Below are 17,462 nucleotides of genomic sequence, written 5' to 3' on the forward strand. Positions count from 1 at the left end.
CAATAAGCAACGGTAGAGGTTTGAGCTTGGTATCAGACGCAAAATTTGTAAATTCTCTTATAGAATCAAAATGGAGGTGTGACCAATATGGAATATGCAATTATAGGAATTATCATTGTGGTAGTACTTGTTACCAGTATGGTAATTTCTAAAAAATCAAAGAAAAATGCATCTGATGTTGTAAACGAGGGGGTTAGGCATATTGAAGAAAAAACGGAAGTTCAGTTGGTTCCGTCAGAAAACGAATTGCAAGAACTTGTTATTCAAATGGAGATATTGCCTGCTGCAACCATCCCCGATGAGAACAAGCTGGTTGAAATCAGTGACAGTAGGGTTCTGACTCATGTAAATAATCTGATTCCAGGATTAGCTCAAGTGGGTAATGTTGTGAATAATGCGGTTCAGGCAGCTCAGGGCAATGGAGAGGTTCTTTATAGAGCGATTATTCCAGTCGGTGCGAAATTGACTGATTCGAAAGCTATGGGAGGCGCTGTTCGAGGAATTTATCACGGTGCGGATGGTATTCGAGGACATGCAAATTTGGTGGCTGTTGAAGCTCAAAAAGGTACGGCTGTTGTAGCGAACACCGCTGCTGCAGCTATGGGTGTGGCATCAATGGTTGTTGGGCAGTATTATATGACCCAGATTAACGCCGAGTTGGGCGAAATCAGTGATGGAATTTCCAAGATAGCAGATTTTCAAGACAACGAATATCGTAGTAGGGTGTTCTCGCTGGTTGCCCATGTGAAGAAGATTGCGGATTTCCAGATTGAAATTCTTGAGAATACTGAGCTGAGGCTTTCGAAGATTTCACAACTTGATAGTCTTGAGGAAGAGTGTACGCAGCTTCTTGGACAGGCTAATCTTGCTCTTGTGGGTTACACAGATAAGAATAATCTTGATTATGACGCTTATGAAAAAGAATTAACAGAAGTTCAGAACTGGTATATGTACCAGAAATCACTGCTGGATATGATCAACAAGATATCTGAGCTAAGATACACATTACACTTGGGTGCTGTATCCAGAGAACACTGCGTAGCATTGTTGCCTACATACACAAATCAGGTTGCGGAAACGCAGAAACGTTTGACTGGATGGCATCAGACTACGACTGAACGTTTGGGCATTGATATATCAGAGGTGCGCCGCAAGAGAGCTGGTTTTGATGGAGTGATACATTTCCTCCCGGGTTTGTTTAACGATAATCTGAAGTTTAGAACTATTGAAAAAGACACTGCAAGAATGATAGAAAAACAGTCTGCTAGCAACATACATGAATATGATACTTCGGATTTGTATGCAGAGGATGTTCAGCTGATTTCTAAGGATGGAAAGATATACTATTTACCAACTGAAAAATAAAATAGTATTTGGGTGAAAACTAATTTGATTGGAGAAAATATAAGGGCATAAGATTAACAAGCATCAGCACTCCTGGTGGGGGAGTTGCATGGGAATATACCAGAGCAGAGGGACACTCTACTCCTCTGCCGATATCCCAGAGCAAAAAATCAAAGTATTTATTAGCTCAATTTATGGTGTGAAGAAATATGATAAAGTACGAGCTGACTTAAAAAGTGCTATTGAGAGCACACAATTAGCTGATGTATACGTTTTTGAGAGTAACGGTGCTTCTACACTGTCTGCAGGATCCCATTACGCATGGGCATTGGAAGATAGCGACATTTGCATCTTCTTAATTGATAATGCAGACGGAATTAAGCCAGGGGTACAAACGGAAATCGATACTGTCAAAAAACATAATATTAAGTCTTTGTACTATTTCTGTGATGAAACACAAAAAGAAAAAACTCCGCTTGAACAAAGCTTGATGCCATAGCACTTCTCATTTGCATTGCAGTAAAATATCCTGAAGACTATACAAGAAATCAATGTATATATGAGAAACTGTTTGAGCAGCAGAAGGCTATTGAAGTTGCCGACAATTCGATTATTTCATCTAATATCGATGGCATTTCCTTGAAAATCGGATTGCAATTATTGTATACCGCCATGGGCAAAGATGTGTATGCTGATATACTCGAGTTGATGCTGTATATTCAGGGCGATGTTGCAACAACAATCACAGTAACTCATTTGATCGTTGAATATTTAGAGAATTCAGATGATGTTATTTTGCCATCCAAAATAGAGGCAGTTATCCTTCAGAATGTTTTACAGTGGCTCCATTCTGAATATACAGATATCAGATGGTATGCCACACGCATTCTTCTTACCATGTCTCGTAATCCGGAGAATTGCGGCATCGTAAACCATCAGTTGGTAAATCTTATTGATTCTGATAGCGTATTTATTAAAAACTTGATTATGCGATACCTTCATGAAATAAACGGGATTACTGATGGAACAAAAGAGTATATTATTTCCAAATGCAGTCATGATGCTAATTTCGTTGTTAGAATGGTTTGTGATGAAGTGGTAGAAGGCGTAGCTGAAGAGTAGAATGGAATATCAGCCGAGCAGCTACCCCTTGCCTGGCTGATGCTAAATTATGCGAAAATCAATTCTGCGTTGATGATCTCCTCTGCACGGTTGCGGATGTTGTTCATAGCCTTGCCCCATGCCAGCTGCGTTACAAGTAAGTCGAGCTTATTGCGAGCCTGAGTATCAATGTCAGTGAGATAGCTATACAGCATGCCGCTGAGAACGAGGTCATTGTAGAGCATAGGACGGTACTCTCTGAGGTATTGCTGGTGCTTCCTGTCCCAGATACCGATAGGGTGTACTTCTTCCTCTGGAATGACCAGACACGGCAGATAATAATCTCCATACAGTTCATACCAAAGACCGTTGCTGTTATCGTAGATGTATTTTTCCATATTGCAAACCTCCGTGTATCATTTATTTGCAGTAGTTCTGAGTGGCTTTGAGGTAAATCGGCCAGCGGAGGTTTGAACTGTAGCTGTGGCTACAAAACGGCTACAAAATTCTTAAAGACGTTCTGGAAAGCCTGAAATATGTGGATTATGTGGACGAAAAGCGTATTAACAGTGCGGTTTATCACGAGAAATTAAGGTCTGGTGCTCGAGTGGGAATAGAGAATATTATAAATAAAACCGCATGAAATCAATTGTTTCAGCGGTTTTATTTTTTGCTTAACACCAATTTGACACCAAAAATCACTAACCTTCAGTAATATTGCATGTTATAAGAGGAGGTACGTAATTATGATTTATACGATAGAATAGATTTTTTGCAACAATACCTTCTTTAGCATATTTAACAAGATTATTGCTATCTAGATTTACAATAAATTAAATACTTTTTAAGGAAATGATAAATAGCCAATATATTGTACTATCTAAAATAAGGAGGGAGATCAAATGAATATTTCAAAAATATTAGGAATGCTAAAAAATTAACTCAAGAACAATTTACAGAAAGAATTAACGTTTCAAGAAATGCAGTTGCAAAACTGGAGACTAATAGAGGATGCCCAGATATTCAAAATTTAATTAATATAAATGAAACATTTAATATTAGTTTAGGTGAATTGGTAAAAGAAGATAACTTAGTAAAAAACAAAATTATAGCAGAGAGTTTTTCAAGAAAGTTGCATTTTTGGTTCTATTGTATTTTCTAATCTTTCATAGAATACTTATGATTGGATTTCTTATTTCGACTTTTTTATGCTAGGAATAGAAATATATGTGTTTATAAAACGAAAAATTGAATTAAAAGATATAGCTTAGATATAATCCTGATAATTAGAATCAATACCTTCTTGTGCTAGTTGTCCTCGAAAGCCGACCAGATTTGACTAGCTTTTTTACATTGCAATTTTCTATTTGTTGCCAAAGCTACTAAAAAGCTTGATTTTGTCAGTTACTCATTAATTTTTTAGTATATTAAGTTATATAAATCATTTAAAGAGAGTTAACATAATGACATCAGAAGATAAAAAATATGCATAGACGGCGACTTGTTTTGGAAAAAGGTCAAGTTGTTATTCCAAAGCAAGGGATGTTTTTGGGATAAAATCAGGCTGTCTTTTGTTAATATAATTAGCATAACTATTGACAAATGGTAGAAAGGGGCTTAGCTTTGTACAATACAGAACTAAATCCTTATCATAATTGATTGTCCAACTTTTTGGGTCAGCACTATTGCTAGTGCTTTTTATGTTCATTTAGGGTTAAAGGAGTTTAAATTTACCAGCTAGGTGCATTAGTGGAAGAATTAAGGGCTTCTTCCCAGTCTGGATTGGCTAATTTACAAAGAGTAATAGAAATACCTGCCATATTTAAAGAGGTAATTAATCTTCCAAGCTTGATAAATTTAATATTTAGTCTATCGATATCAAGTAGCTGTAAAACATCGTTTGAAAAAATAAGTTCTTCTAAACGAGTTGTTGCTCCTAAATTATTGATTAAAAGAATATAGGGATCTTTAGGTTTCCACTTTAAATTCATCCTAAGTTTATTTATAAGTTCGTTGGCTAAAAGTTCGGATGAAATAAATTTCTCTGTCCGATAACCTTCCTCACCATGAATACCAATACCATAGGAGATAGTATCAGGTGCAAGTTTAAACATGTCATTTTCGTGATTAGGTAAATTAGCTGGTTTCGTTGCTACACCAAGTGTTGCCATTGATGTAGAAAGTTTTAGTGCCACTTGTTCAAGCTCATCTAAACTAGCACCGTTTAGGGCATAGTAACCTAAAATTTTATGTAGTAGGATAGTACCTGCAACTCCTCTATGTCGAGTTCTGAAGTTTAATTTTTCTATCGAGATATCATCGTGAGAAACAATATATTTGATTTTTATTCCTATCTGTCTCGCTAATGTAATCGCCTCTGAAAATTCTTTTAAGTCTTTCTCAAAGTTTTTTATAATAAGAAAAACGCCTTTTCCTTTATCAACAAACTTAATTAGTTCAAAAATCTGCTTCGCTTTTGGCGGTTCAAAAATAGGTCCGCTGATTGCCGCAGTTAACATGCCCTCACCTACATACCCAAAGTGAGCTGGTTCGTGACCACTACCCCCGCCAGAAATTATGGGAATAATATTTGAATCTTGTTTATTGTTATAAATCGCAGGTAAATTGGGAACTTGTGATAAAAAAGGATAAATGCGTACCAAAGCATCTATACTTTCTTGAAGAGCATTTTCTATTTGATTGTATATTTGACTCATTGTATTCTCCTAATAATTTTCAACAGATACCTGTATAAGTCGAATTAATCTCTGGGAATCAATCGGTTCAGAATTTTTATTAAGTATAAAATCTTTAAAGGTGTCAGCGAGTGCGTGACTGTGATAGGAAATAAAAAGGTCATCATCCTTTATAGATAATTTGGAAGTATCTGTATATTCGTTAATAATTTTTAAAATGATTTGCCGACAATATTCAATGAAATATTGATTAATATCATTTTGAACATTCATATTAAAAAGTTGTTGGTAAAAATAGCGATTAGTTTCAAAAAAATACGACAATTCTTTTAATAATTGTAACCCTGATATAAATTCTAAGTTATCAGTAACTTGTTCACTTAAATCGTTTTTGAAAATCCATTCCACTAAATCGTATTTATCCAAGAAATAATTATAGAATGTCTGTCGGCGTATGCCTGCCCTTTCCATAATATTACTAACAGATATTTTTTCAAATTCTTTTTCCTGTAAAATTTGAATAAAAGCCTGAGCAATCCTTTTTCGAGTGATAAGAGATGTAGCCATAATATTGGCTCCTTACTTGATTATGATATAAGTTTATCATAATTCACAATTAAAAAAACGGACAAAGCTTAAAAACTGTCCGTTCCTTTTAGTTTATACATCTTCTATAATGAAGTTGAAAATAAATCAAAAGGAGACGAAACATGAAGAAAATTATTAATGAACCAACAAAAGTAGTGGATGAAATGCTAAATGGTTTAGAGTTTGTACATTCAGACTTAGTTAAACGCGTAAAAGGTTTTGATGTTATTCAGCGTACCTCTGAAAAGACTGGAAAAGTTGCGATTATATCAGGTGGAGGCAGTGGTCATGAACCAGCTCATGCAGGATTTGTAGGTGAGGGCATGTTATCGGCAGCAATATGTGGTGCTGTGTTTACTTCACCTACACCAGACCAGATATTGGAGGCAATTAAACAATCTGATGAAGGCGCTGGAGTATTTATGGTTATAAAAAATTATTCTGGTGATGTTATGAATTTTGAAATGGCGAAAGATTTGGCTGAAATGGAAGGAATTGCAGTAGAAAGTGTTGTTGTTGATGATGATATAGCTGTTGAGGATAGCTTATATACACAAGGCAAACGAGGTGTGGCTGGTACAATTTTCGTTCATAAGATTTTAGGAAACGCAGCTGAGAATGGAAAATCACTATCTGAAATAAAGGAATTGGCTGATAAATTAGTGCCTAATATTCATACCGTTGGATTAGCCCTTAGTGGTGCAACGGTTCCTGAAGTTGGTAAACCAGGTTTTGTTTTGGACGAAAACGAAATAGAATTTGGTATCGGTATTCACGGGGAGCCAGGTTATCGTCGTGAAAAAATGCAACAATCATATGATTTAGCAAAAGAATTAGTTAATAAATTATTGGAAAATTTTGATGATACTGAAGGAGATTTTGGAATGTTAGTAAATGGTATGGGTGCAACACCACTTATGGAACAATATATTTTTGCTAATGATGTTCGTAAGTTATTAGATGAAAAAGGGATTAACGTAACATTCAAAAAACTTGGTAATTTAATGACGTCTATTGATATGGCTGGCATATCATTAACATTGATTAAGTTAGAAGATGATGAATGGCTAAATGCGTTGGAAGCACCAGTAAATACAATTGCTTGGTAAGAGAGGTAGAATTATGCAAGTAGAAACAGCAAAAAAATGGATGGTATTATTCAACCAGAAGATTCAAGATAATAAAGATTATCTTTCAGAATTGGATACCCCTATTGGAGATGGTGACCATGGTGGAAATATGTCGCGTGGAATGGCTGCAGTTGTAGATGAAATCGGAGAAAAAGAGTATGAATCTACCTCTGAGTTATTTAAAGCGGTAGCAATGCAGTTATTGAGTAAAGTAGGTGGGGCGTCAGGTCCTTTATATGGTTCTGCTTTTATGGGAATTTCAAAATCTGAACAAGACAGAGGAAGCCTTTCTGATGATGTTAAAGCAGGTTTGGAAATGATAAAAAAGCGAGGTAAGGCAGAAATTGGCGAAAAAACAATGGTTGATGTTTGGGAACCTGTATTAAAAGACTTGGAAACTAATTCATTAACAATCGACCGAATTAATGAGTATGTTCAAGCTACTTCTCCTTTAAAAGCTACAAAAGGACGTGCTTCATATGTTGGTGAACGTTCGATTGGTCATATTGATCCTGGAGCATTTTCATCAGGATTATTATTTAAAGCACTAATAGAAGCGGAGGAATAAAGATGTCTAGTACTGGTATCGTCATTGTTTCCCATTCTAAAAATATTGCACAAGGAATTGTTGACTTAATATCAGAAGTTGCTTTTGAGATTTCAATAACATATGTTGGTGGAACTGAAAAAGGAGAAATAGGGACAAGTTTTGAACGTGTCCAAGAAGCAGTGGAGGCTAATAAAGCAAATGTACTTCTGGCTTTTTATGATTTAGGTTCTGCAAAAATGAATTTAGAAATAGCAAGAGATTTTTCAGAAAAAGAAATTGTTATTAATAATGTTCCAATAGTTGAAGGGGCTTATACTGCGGCGGCTTTGCTGCAAGCTGGGGTAGAACTTGAGGAAATTTCAAAACAACTACAAGAACTGGAAATAAGTAAGTAGGAGAAATAGTTATGAAAGAATTTATTGGTGAATTTTTGGGAACCTTTATCCTTGTCTTACTAGGAGATGGTGTTGTAGCTGGTAATGTTTTAAAAAATACTAAGGAAGAAGGAACTGGTTGGAGTTCAATTGTTTTTGGCTGGGGAATTGCTTGTACAGTTGCTGTTTATGTGGCAGGATTGTTCAGTCCAGCTCATTTGAATCCCGCAGTGACAATTGCAATGGCTGCCACAGAATCTTTAGCATGGAGTAAAGTACTGCTTTATATTGTTGCACAATTATTAGGTGCTATGTTTGCTGCTGTTATACTTTGGTTACATTATTACCCACATTTTAAAGAAACCAAAGACTCTGGTGCAATTTTAGGGATGTTTTCTACGGCACCTGCGATACGCCATACCCCTTCAAACTTTTTTGGAGAAGCACTTGGAACAGCAGTTTTAGTAATTACTATCATGGCTATTGGTCCTAATAATGTTGCAGCAGGATTTGGACCAATTATTGTGGGGCTTGTAATCTTTGCAGTAGGTTTTTCTTTAGGACCAACCACGGGATATGCTATTAACCCAGCACGTGATTTTGGACCTCGCATTGTTCATGCACTATTACCTATCCCAAATAAAGGGGATTCAGATTGGGGATATGCATGGATTCCAGTGCTTGGACCAATTGTTGGAGGAACAGCAGGGGCATTAATCTATCAAATGCTACTGAATCATTTTTTGTAAAAACACATCATCGTCAATCAAGCCAACAAACGCCAGCATCAGTTGGTTGGGTTGGAAGACTAATAAAAAATAAAATGATAATTCACCTTATCTAGCTAAATAAACCGCTGGATAGGGTGCTTTTTTTACTACGCCAAGATATTATTTTTTTGAATTTAAATGATATAATAGAAATAACGAAACGTTTTCAGAAAAGGATTGAGATTTATGCCACTTCAAGACAAATATTCACCAATTATTGGAAAAGTAAATTATAATTCTTTCTCGGTTAAAGCTATCAAAGAGCTGGATTTTTCTGAGAAGGATGAACAATTAATTTTAGATTATCCAACAGTTTATATCATTGATGATAAAATTTCCGACAAGAAACATAATTATAATGTTTATGTTGGTGAGACAACTGACATTAATCGTCGGACTAAACAGCATTTAAACGATGATATTCGTAATGGTCGTGAAGATTTTAAAAAATTGAGTGACTCTTCCACTACTGAGATGTATATCATAGGTCACAAATATTTCAATAAATCACTTACACTAGATATTGAAAATAGGTTGTTGCATTATCTCCTAAGTTCGGAATCAGTAAAGAATGTCAATAATAGGCGTGGAAATCCTCAAAATGATTATTACACCTCTGAAATTATGGATTCAGTCTTTTCCAAAATCTGGCGTAAGTTACATTCATTAAACAATGTACTTTTCCCAATTGAGTCTGTTATCCGAGATTCTGCTTTATTTAAAGCATCTCCATTTCATAAATTGACGAAAGAACAAAAAGAAGCTAAAAGTAAAATTATACTTCAAATATTATCTAGTTTAACTCAAAACCTTGATGGACAATTAATTTTAGTTGAAGGAGAAGCTGGTTCTGGGAAAACTGTTTTGATGAGTAGTTTGTTATATGATTTATTTAATTCTAATGAATTCCCTGTATCTAAAGATAAAATGTCTATTCATCTTTTAGTAAATCATGAACAACAATTGACGGTCTATCAACAAATGGCGAAGAAATTAGGGTTAAAAAACAAAAACGGCATTGATGTTGTTATGAAACCGACAAGTTTTATTAATTATCAATCGAAAAATAATTTAAAAGCTGATGTCGTTATTGTTGATGAAGCACATTTGTTGCTAACTCAAGGAAAACAGTCTTATCGAGGAAAAAATCATTTAAAAGATTTATTAGCCAATGCTAAAGTTGTTGTAGCTGTTTTTGATGAAAATCAAATTCTTACAACTGAACAAATTTGGGAAAGTGCTGATTTAGCAGAAATGAAATTAGATGCTCAATGTGTGATATCGTTACGTGATCAAATGCGAATTAACGCTCAACAGTCTACAATTGATTGGATTCGAAGCTTAGTAGATGAACAAGTTATTTATCCATTCAGAAAGGATGATAAATATGATTTTAGAGTATTTGATTCTCCGCAAGAAATGTACGATGCCATCAAAGAGAAAGACCAACATCAAGAGAATGGTATCTCACGAATGTTGGCAACTTATGATTGGAAATTTAAACAAAAGGGTAAACCAGAAGATAACCAATATTGGAATGTGACAATTGGTGATTTTTCAATGCCTTGGAATTTACAACTTCCTAAAGATAAAGCAACTAAAAATCTTTCATGGGCAGAACAGAAGCAAACTATCGATGAAATTGGGTCAACTTATACTATTCAAGGGTTTGACTTGAATTATGCCGCAGTTATTATTGGACCATCTGTAAAATATCGTGATGGGAAAATTATTTTTGATCCAGGCGCTAGCTGCAACGAAAAAGCAATCCGCAACAGAACATTAGCCGATGGAACTAGAATGAAATTCGGTGAAACATTGTTAAAAAACGAATTAAATGTCTTGTTAACACGAGGAGTAAATGGATTATATTTATTTGCTGTTGACAAAGAATTGCAGAAAGCGTTGAAAGAGGCATTGAGGAAAGGAAACTGATTTGGAAAGCCAAATGTATACAGGAAATATTACATATAAAGACATTGAATTTGTTTTTTTATTTGATGGAAAAATTTTGCAATTAGTACCTCAGAAAGATAAATTTATGGAACTATTTTTGGATTTTTTTACAGAAAAAGATAGTTCGACAGGGCTTTGTCGTTCAAAAAGTGCCCCATTATTTGTTCAAGATGATATTCTAATAGGAAAGTGTAATGAAAGTAATTATCAAACTATTATATTTTTGCCGAGAAAAGGTAGTGTTTTTTCTGAAAATCAAAATAAGTTTGAGATAGAAATCAATGCTTTTATTTTATGTAGAGAAGGTGGTGAGAGTATATCATGTATGGAATTCTCTTGCCAAGAGTTAGATTATATTTATCCTATACACAGAGTGTATACTATTTCATACGAATCTAATGATAAAGAAATAATTTTGAAGGCGGAAAGAAATAATCCTAGAAAAATAAAAAATAGAGTTTTTAATTTAGAAGGAAGAGATATAGGATTACATTTTGGAATAACAACGAAAATATCCGAAAAACAGAATAATTCTCCTATCGTATTTAATTCAACGATGAGATTTGAATTTGAGCCAACTAATGATTATATTTTTATTTTACACTTATATGAAATTGCTAGAGAATTTATTCAATTCCTTTGCTATAGAAGAAATATTGTGTTTAATGGAGTTAATCTAATTTCAAATAAAGTGAAAATAGGTATCATGTATGAATCGTCAGAAATAATTTGTGATAGCAATCCTGAAAAGAGGGGATGTATTTCCGCTGATTTAATCGAAGAGCATGTTGTAGATTTATTAAATTGTATAGCCGAAGGTAACCTTTTTTTACGACATATCCCCAAAAATTATGAGGAGTCAACAGTAGTTGATATAGCTAGTTTCCTTTCTGTTATGACTGCATTTGAATGGGAATTTAAGAAAAAATATCCAAATTTAGATGACCAAAAGAGTCAGAAAACCATTCTCGCAGAAAATATTGTTGAGGAGGAAATCGTTAAATTAGTAGAGAGTTCAACAGGAAAAGAGAAAACGATTTATAAAAAGTTAAAAAAATCAATACGGAGTTTCACTCCTTTAAACCAAAAAATAAAGATTATTTTTGAAGATTTTCAAGACGAAATAGAGTTATTTGGTAAAAAGTTATACTTAAGAAATAATGAAGAGTTTAATATCAATAGTATTTCCTCTAGACTTGCTGAGCAAAGGAATGATTTTGCACATGGAAATTTGGATAAAGAGTTTAATCTTGCAACGATAATTGACATAATATTAATGGAATTTATTATCTATATAATGCAATTATCTTACTGTAGCATAGAAAGTGTTAATATCAAAAAAGCTATTAATGATTTATTTTTGCAGAAAATTATTTTTTGAACTTACTAGAAAAGGGGTATTATGCAGTATTTTATCGCTGATAAAAATAATCCTGACTATCTTTTGAAAGAATTAAATAAAAATGAATTTGATAATCTAAAGTGTTATCATTCAGCTTTTTTGAAGTTTTCAAATATATATGGATGTTATAAGAACTTTAAGGTATCAGAGCAAAAGTTGAAAGACTTTTTAGAAAATCAAAAATTTGAAAATTCTCTAGATAATCTTTTTTATGAAATGAGATATCTGTTTTCAGCAAACATTTTATTAGGAAGAATTTTTATTGACAATGTTAAATCTTTTGTTAGACAATTGAACTTGAAGGGGTTAAACACAGATATAAAGAGTTATGAAAAGCGAGATGAATTAAAGATGATGAAATTATTGAGAGATTATAGCCAGCATTTTTCATCACCATTTGATAATTTAAAACAGGAAGTTAGTTTTACTGAAGATACTTGTAGGCTAGAGATTTATACTTCTAAAAAGGAGTTGAGTCGCAATAAAAATAAAAATCAGCGTAATGATATTTTTCTTAATTCTCTAAAGAACGATGTAATTCCACTAACAGATTATTTCTACAGATGGTGTGAAACTTTAGATGAAATTATAGAAAAATGCAAACTACATTTTTTAAATTTTACCTCTCCTCAATTAAAAATATTGATTAGTCAATACTTTTCTATCAAAAATTATAATAATGGTAAAGTGACTCTCAATTATCCATCATATATCAAGAAAGTTAAAAATGGGATAAAGACATCATTTGGATTTATTGCACATGATCAGACTGATGAAAATTATAGATTTGATAGGGATACTTTAGAATATTTATTTGAAAATCTTTCAAAATAATTATTTAGCATTCTCCCCAACTTCACAGCTCTGCCATTTTCCAAAAGAAATAATCTCTCACTCCACTAAAAACTTCGGCAAAAATATGTTAAAATAAAGCAAGGTTATTTAGAACAGAACGGGAGTAGGTTATGGTTCCAGCGTATATTAGAATTCATGATGCGATTAAGAAAGAGATTGATGAGGGCGTTTGGGAGATTGGTCAGCGTTTGCCGAGTGAGCGTGATTTGGCGGATGATTATGAGGTGAGTCGGATGACGCTTCGTCAGGCGATTACGCTTTTGGTCGAAGAGGGCATTTTGGAGCGCCGTGTGGGTAGCGGGACTTATGTGGCTAGCCACCGTGTGCAAGAAAAAATGCGTGGGACAACCAGTTTCACCGAAATTGTGCGTTCGCAGGGTAAAACGCCGTCGTCACAATTGATTTCTTATCAGCGAAAAACTGCTAATGAAACGGAAATCCAGCAGTTACAACTAAAAGCGACAGATACCGTGGTGCGTATGGAGCGCGTGCGTTTTGCAGATAACGTGCCTTTGGTTTTTGAAGTGGCATCAATTCCAGAAAAACTCATTCAGTCTTTCAATCAAGAGGACATCACAGAGCATTTCTTCCAAACACTAACGGATAATGGTTATGAAATCGGCAAGAGCGAGCAAACGATTTATGCTAAAAATGCAAGCGAGCGCGTGGCGAATTATCTCAAAGTGCCTAAAAATCATGCGGTGCTGGCATTGACACAGGTATCCTATTTCACAGACGGACGACCATTTGAATACGTTCACAGCCAATATGTCGGCGACCGTTTTGAATTTTATTTGGAGAATAATTAAGGAACAAACCATTCTCCAAATGTATATCCTAGAGGAAGCCACGAAAGATTTGAAATGACAAGTCATAAAACAGAACCTTATTGGGTGTCTGTTTTATTTTTTTCAATATTTCTTATTAATCTAGGACGACTATTTTAAGATAAAAAGCAGATTATTTGAGAAAAGTAAAAAGGTAATATATACTTGTATCAGATACAAATACAAGAAAGAGGGCAGGAAATGGATACAAAATTTTCGGTTGCGCTTCATCTTTTAGTGATGATTAGTGAAAGTGGCAAAAATTTGACATCACAAGAGTTAGCTAAAAGTGTTGGAACTAACTCGAGTTATATCAGGAAAGTAATTGCTCTTCTGAAGAGCGCTGATATTATTACTTCACATCAAGGTAAATCAGGTTACCAGTTGGTAAAAGCTCCTAAGGATTTGACATTGTTAGAGATTTATCAGGCGACACAAGAAATAGCTCATATTCATTTGTTTCAAATGCATCAAAATGCTAATTTAGAATGTCCAGTAGGTAAGCATATTGAGAAAGCAGTAAAGCCTATTTTTTTCTCAATTAATTCTCAATTAGAAAATGATTTGTCTAGCCAAACGCTAAGTAATGTCATTGATAATCTATACCGCGAAGCAAATTAAAAATAATAATTCAAAAAGGAAAAAATTTATGAAAGCAATGCAATTAACAACATATGACAAAAATAATATTACACTTGATCTTGTTCAGGTTGAAAAACCTGAAATTAATGCCAGACAAGTGTTACTTAAAGTTACCGCAGCTGGTGTTAATCCACTAGATAATATGATTTCTCGTGGTGAAGTAAAACTAATCGTTCCCTATAAAATTCCTTTGATTCCTGGTAATGAAGTTGTTGGGATAGTAGAAGCAATTGGTGAACAAGTATCGGGTTTTGAAGAAGGTGAACGTGTTTATGCTAGATTGCCATTGGATAGTATTGGGGCTTTTGCTGAATATGTAGCTGTTGACTACTCAGCCTTAGCTAAAGTTCCAGATTATTTAAGCGATATTGAAGCGGCAGCTGTTCCTCTCACAGCATTGACAGTTTTTCAAGCATTTGAATTAATGCAGGTTAAAAGAGGTAAAACAATTTTTATTTCAGGTGGTACTGGAGGGCTTGGTGCCATGGCGATTCCCTTAGCTAAAGCCAAGGGGTTAACTGTTATTACGAGTGGTAATGCAGCTAATGAGCAGCGTGTGCTAGATCTTGGGGCTGATCGTTTTATTAATTATCAAACAGACGATTATAGTAAATTGCTTTCGAATGTTGACTATGTTTTAGATACTTTAGGTGGAAAAGAGACAGAAAAACAAATGACCATCTTAAAAAAAGGCGGACAGATAGTTTCGTTGAAAGGAATGCCTAATATAGCTTTTGCGAAGCGCATGGAATTTTCAAAATGGAAACAATTATTGTTTGGATTAGCAGGTCATTCATTTGATAAACTTGCAACTAAATATGGTGTTATTTATCATTTTATTTTTGTTGAAGCGAATGGTAGACAACTTCAAGAGATATCAAATATTTTAGCAGAACGCAAACTTAGACCTTCAATTGATACAGTATATTCTTTAGATGCTATCAATAGTGCACTCGATAAAGTCGCTAATGGTCACTCACGTGGAAAGACAATCATTCAATTTTAGTGAAAAGATAACATTGAAGACTTGAGTGACTATGATTTTTATTATTACCTTTATTAAACAACAGCCTCTACCAGGTTGTTGTTTTTTGTCAGCATGATTCATTTTTTACTATAATCTAGATTTTCTAAAAGATTTACCACATATATTAACCATTTCTGACTATTAAATTCAGCTAAATTATGGTAAAATAAGGGCTATGGAAATTGAAAAAACCAATCGTATGAATGCTCTTTTTGAGTTCTATGCTGCTTTGTTAACCGATAAGCAGATGAATTATATTGAACTATATTATGCGGATGATTATAGTTTGGCAGAAATTGCTGAAGAATTCGGTGTGAGCCGTCAAGCAGTCTATGATAACATTAAACGAACAGAAAAAATTTTAGAAGCTTACGAGATGAAGTTGCACATGTATTCGGACTATATTGTTCGGAGCCAAATTTTTGACGATATTTTAGAAAAATATCCTGATGATGAATTTTTGAAAGAGAGAATTTCCGTTTTGAGTAGTATTGATAATCGTGATTAATCCGTATTACTCACTAAACAGAAGAACATTTGTAAAATTATAGAGATACTTAGGTAGGAGAAAAGATATTATGGCTTTTGAAAGTTTGACAGAACGCCTGCAAGGGGTGTTTAAAAATATTCGCGGAAAGAAGAAGTTGTCTGAAAAAGATGTCCAAGAAGTCACAAAAGAAATTCGTCTGGCATTGCTTGAAGCTGACGTTGCTTTGCCAGTTGTTAAGACTTTCATCAAGCGCGTGCGTGAACGTGCAGTTGGTCATGAAATCATTGATACACTTGACCCAACACAACAAATCGTTAAGATTGTTAACGAAGAATTGACTGAAATTCTTGGTTCTGAAACAGCTGAACTTGAAAAATCACCTAAAATTCCAACAATCATTATGATGGTTGGTCTCCAAGGTGCTGGTAAAACAACATTTGCAGGGAAATTAGCTAACAAGCTGATTAAAGATGAAAATGCACGTCCGTTGATGATTGCTGCCGATATTTACCGCCCAGCGGCTATCGACCAATTAAAAACACTTGGTAGTCAAATCAATGTGCCAGTTTTTGACATGGGAACTGACCACTCAGCTGTTGAAATCGTGACAAATGGTTTGGCACAAGCCAAAGAAAATCACAACGATTACGTTATCATTGATACGGCTGGTCGTTTGCAAATTGACGAAAAACTCATGGAAGAACTCCGTGATGTTAAAGCTTTAGCAAATCCAAATGAAATTCTTTTGGTTGTTGATAGTATGATTGGTCAAGAAGCTGCCAACGTCGCTGACGAATTCAACAAGCAATTGGACATCACAGGGGTTGTTTTAACTAAGATTGATGGTGATACACGTGGTGGTGCTGCGCTTTCAATCCGCGAAATCACTAGTAAACCAATCAAATTCACTGGTACTGGTGAAAAAATTACGGACATCGAAACATTCCACCCAGACCGCATGTCTAGCCGTATTCTTGGCATGGGTGATTTGCTGACATTGATTGAAAAAGCCAGCCAAGAATATGACGAGAAAAAATCATTGGAACTCGCAGAAAAAATGCGTGAAAATACCTTTGATTTCAACGATTTCATCGACCAATTAGACCAAGTTCAAAACATGGGACCTATGGAAGATTTGCTTAAAATGATTCCTGGTATGGCAAACAACCCAGCGCTAAAAAACTTTAAAGTTGATGAAAAAGCTGTCGCTCGTAAACGTGCTATCGTGTCATCAATGACACCAGAAGAACGTGAAAATCCTGATTTGCTCAACCCAAGCCGCCGTCGCCGTATTGCTGCAGGTTCAGGAAATAGCTTCGTTGAAGTCAATAAATTCATTAAAGATTTCAACCAAGCAAAACAAATGATGCAAGGTGTCATGTCTGGTGACATGGAAAAAGCAATGAAGAAAATGGGAATCAACCCAAATAATCTCCCTAAAAATATGCCAAACGGTATGGATATGTCGTCACTTGAAGGTATGATGGGCGGTAATGGTATGCCAGACCTTTCAGCACTTGGTGGCGGAGATATGGATCTTAGCCAAATGATGGGCGGCGGTCTAAAAGGGAAAGTCGGCGAATTTGCGATGAAACAATCAATGAAACGCATGGCAAATAAAATGAAAAAAGCGAAGAAAAAACGCCGTAAATAATGTTAGATAAAACAAACGAAGCTGAAATAACAATCTAGCTTCGTTTTTAGTTTGTT

The 17,462-nt window shown here is 34.6% G+C and carries 19 protein-coding genes; 16 read left to right on the plus strand and 3 right to left on the minus strand.

Going from position 1 to position 17,462, the window contains the following annotated elements:
- Positions 1-87 precede the first annotated feature (87 nt).
- The 3 genes from CCC20_RS11020 to CCC20_RS11030 all read left to right on the plus strand — a co-directional run bounded on the left by CCC20_RS11020 (position 88) and on the right by CCC20_RS11030 (position 2,466).
- Positions 88-1,365: a hypothetical protein gene (locus CCC20_RS11020; RefSeq protein ID WP_013851801.1), complete on the plus strand. Its 1,278-nt coding sequence runs from the start codon at positions 88-90 to the stop codon at positions 1,363-1,365.
- A gap of 88 nt (positions 1,366-1,453) precedes the next feature.
- Positions 1,454-1,843 carry a hypothetical protein gene (locus CCC20_RS11025; RefSeq protein WP_101774210.1) on the plus strand — a complete coding sequence of 130 codons (390 nt, stop codon included), beginning with the start codon at positions 1,454-1,456 and terminating at the stop codon, positions 1,841-1,843.
- Positions 1,844-1,983: 140 nt separating this feature from the next.
- Positions 1,984-2,466, plus strand: coding sequence for a hypothetical protein (locus tag CCC20_RS11030; RefSeq protein ID WP_142374360.1), 483 nt, complete (start codon positions 1,984-1,986; stop codon positions 2,464-2,466).
- A 47-nt stretch (positions 2,467-2,513) separates the two neighbouring features.
- On the opposite strand, the gene CCC20_RS11035 is transcribed toward CCC20_RS11030, so the two are convergent.
- Positions 2,514-2,843: a TnpV protein gene (locus CCC20_RS11035; RefSeq protein ID WP_101774212.1), complete on the minus strand. Its 330-nt coding sequence runs from the start codon at positions 2,841-2,843 to the stop codon at positions 2,514-2,516.
- 566 nt (positions 2,844-3,409) lie between these two features.
- Between CCC20_RS11035 and CCC20_RS11040 the strand changes: the two genes are divergently transcribed.
- Positions 3,410-3,607, plus strand: a complete 198-nt coding sequence (locus tag CCC20_RS11040; protein ID WP_244898386.1) for a helix-turn-helix domain-containing protein — start codon at positions 3,410-3,412, stop codon at positions 3,605-3,607.
- A gap of 568 nt (positions 3,608-4,175) precedes the next feature.
- Here CCC20_RS11040 and dhaQ read toward each other — a convergent pair.
- Positions 4,176-5,162: a DhaKLM operon coactivator DhaQ gene (gene dhaQ, locus CCC20_RS11045; protein WP_013851804.1), complete on the minus strand. Its 987-nt coding sequence runs from the start codon at positions 5,160-5,162 to the stop codon at positions 4,176-4,178.
- Between the two features lie 9 nt (positions 5,163-5,171).
- Positions 5,172-5,708 carry a dihydroxyacetone kinase transcriptional activator DhaS gene (dhaS, locus tag CCC20_RS11050; protein WP_013851805.1) on the minus strand — a complete coding sequence of 179 codons (537 nt, stop codon included), beginning with the start codon at positions 5,706-5,708 and terminating at the stop codon, positions 5,172-5,174.
- Between the two features lie 143 nt (positions 5,709-5,851).
- Here dhaS and dhaK point away from each other — a divergent pair, with 143 nt between their 5' ends.
- From dhaK to ffh, 12 genes are all read left to right on the plus strand, one after another.
- Complete coding sequence (dhaK, locus tag CCC20_RS11055) at positions 5,852-6,838, plus strand: dihydroxyacetone kinase subunit DhaK (protein ID WP_013851806.1); 987 nt, start codon at positions 5,852-5,854, stop codon at positions 6,836-6,838.
- 13 nt (positions 6,839-6,851) lie between these two features.
- Complete coding sequence (gene dhaL / locus CCC20_RS11060) at positions 6,852-7,427, plus strand: dihydroxyacetone kinase subunit DhaL (RefSeq protein WP_013851807.1); 576 nt, start codon at positions 6,852-6,854, stop codon at positions 7,425-7,427.
- A gap of 2 nt (positions 7,428-7,429) precedes the next feature.
- Positions 7,430-7,804, plus strand: a complete 375-nt coding sequence (gene dhaM, locus CCC20_RS11065; protein WP_013851808.1) for a dihydroxyacetone kinase phosphoryl donor subunit DhaM — start codon at positions 7,430-7,432, stop codon at positions 7,802-7,804.
- A gap of 11 nt (positions 7,805-7,815) precedes the next feature.
- Positions 7,816-8,532, plus strand: coding sequence for an MIP/aquaporin family protein (locus tag CCC20_RS11070; RefSeq protein WP_013851809.1), 717 nt, complete (start codon positions 7,816-7,818; stop codon positions 8,530-8,532).
- A 207-nt stretch (positions 8,533-8,739) separates the two neighbouring features.
- Positions 8,740-10,488, plus strand: a complete 1,749-nt coding sequence (locus CCC20_RS11075) for a DUF2075 domain-containing protein (RefSeq protein ID WP_013851810.1) — start codon at positions 8,740-8,742, stop codon at positions 10,486-10,488.
- Positions 10,489-10,501: 13 nt separating this feature from the next.
- Entirely contained in the window at positions 10,502-11,890 is a 1,389-nt protein-coding gene (locus tag CCC20_RS11080; RefSeq protein WP_152905070.1) for a HEPN domain-containing protein, read from the plus strand.
- Positions 11,891-11,911: 21 nt separating this feature from the next.
- Entirely contained in the window at positions 11,912-12,745 is an 834-nt protein-coding gene (locus CCC20_RS11085; protein WP_013851812.1) for a hypothetical protein, read from the plus strand.
- Between the two features lie 131 nt (positions 12,746-12,876).
- A complete protein-coding gene (locus CCC20_RS11090; protein WP_013851813.1) occupies positions 12,877-13,575 on the plus strand; it encodes a GntR family transcriptional regulator in 699 nt (232 codons plus the stop codon).
- Between the two features lie 219 nt (positions 13,576-13,794).
- Complete coding sequence (locus CCC20_RS11095) at positions 13,795-14,214, plus strand: Rrf2 family transcriptional regulator (protein ID WP_013851814.1); 420 nt, start codon at positions 13,795-13,797, stop codon at positions 14,212-14,214.
- 28 nt (positions 14,215-14,242) lie between these two features.
- Positions 14,243-15,241: an NADP-dependent oxidoreductase gene (locus tag CCC20_RS11100; protein ID WP_013851815.1), complete on the plus strand. Its 999-nt coding sequence runs from the start codon at positions 14,243-14,245 to the stop codon at positions 15,239-15,241.
- Between the two features lie 196 nt (positions 15,242-15,437).
- Positions 15,438-15,770, plus strand: coding sequence for a putative DNA-binding protein (locus tag CCC20_RS11105; protein ID WP_003064715.1), 333 nt, complete (start codon positions 15,438-15,440; stop codon positions 15,768-15,770).
- Between the two features lie 70 nt (positions 15,771-15,840).
- The gene (ffh, locus tag CCC20_RS11110; protein ID WP_003064717.1) at positions 15,841-17,406 is read left to right on the plus strand and encodes a signal recognition particle protein; all 1,566 of its coding nucleotides are present in this window, start codon (positions 15,841-15,843) and stop codon (positions 17,404-17,406) included.
- The last annotated feature ends 56 nt before the right edge of the window (positions 17,407-17,462 follow it).

The sequence above is a fragment of the Streptococcus sp. LMAG:39 genome, assembly GCF_008680485.1.
GTDB classification, from domain to species: domain Bacteria; phylum Bacillota; class Bacilli; order Lactobacillales; family Streptococcaceae; genus Streptococcus; species Streptococcus pasteurianus.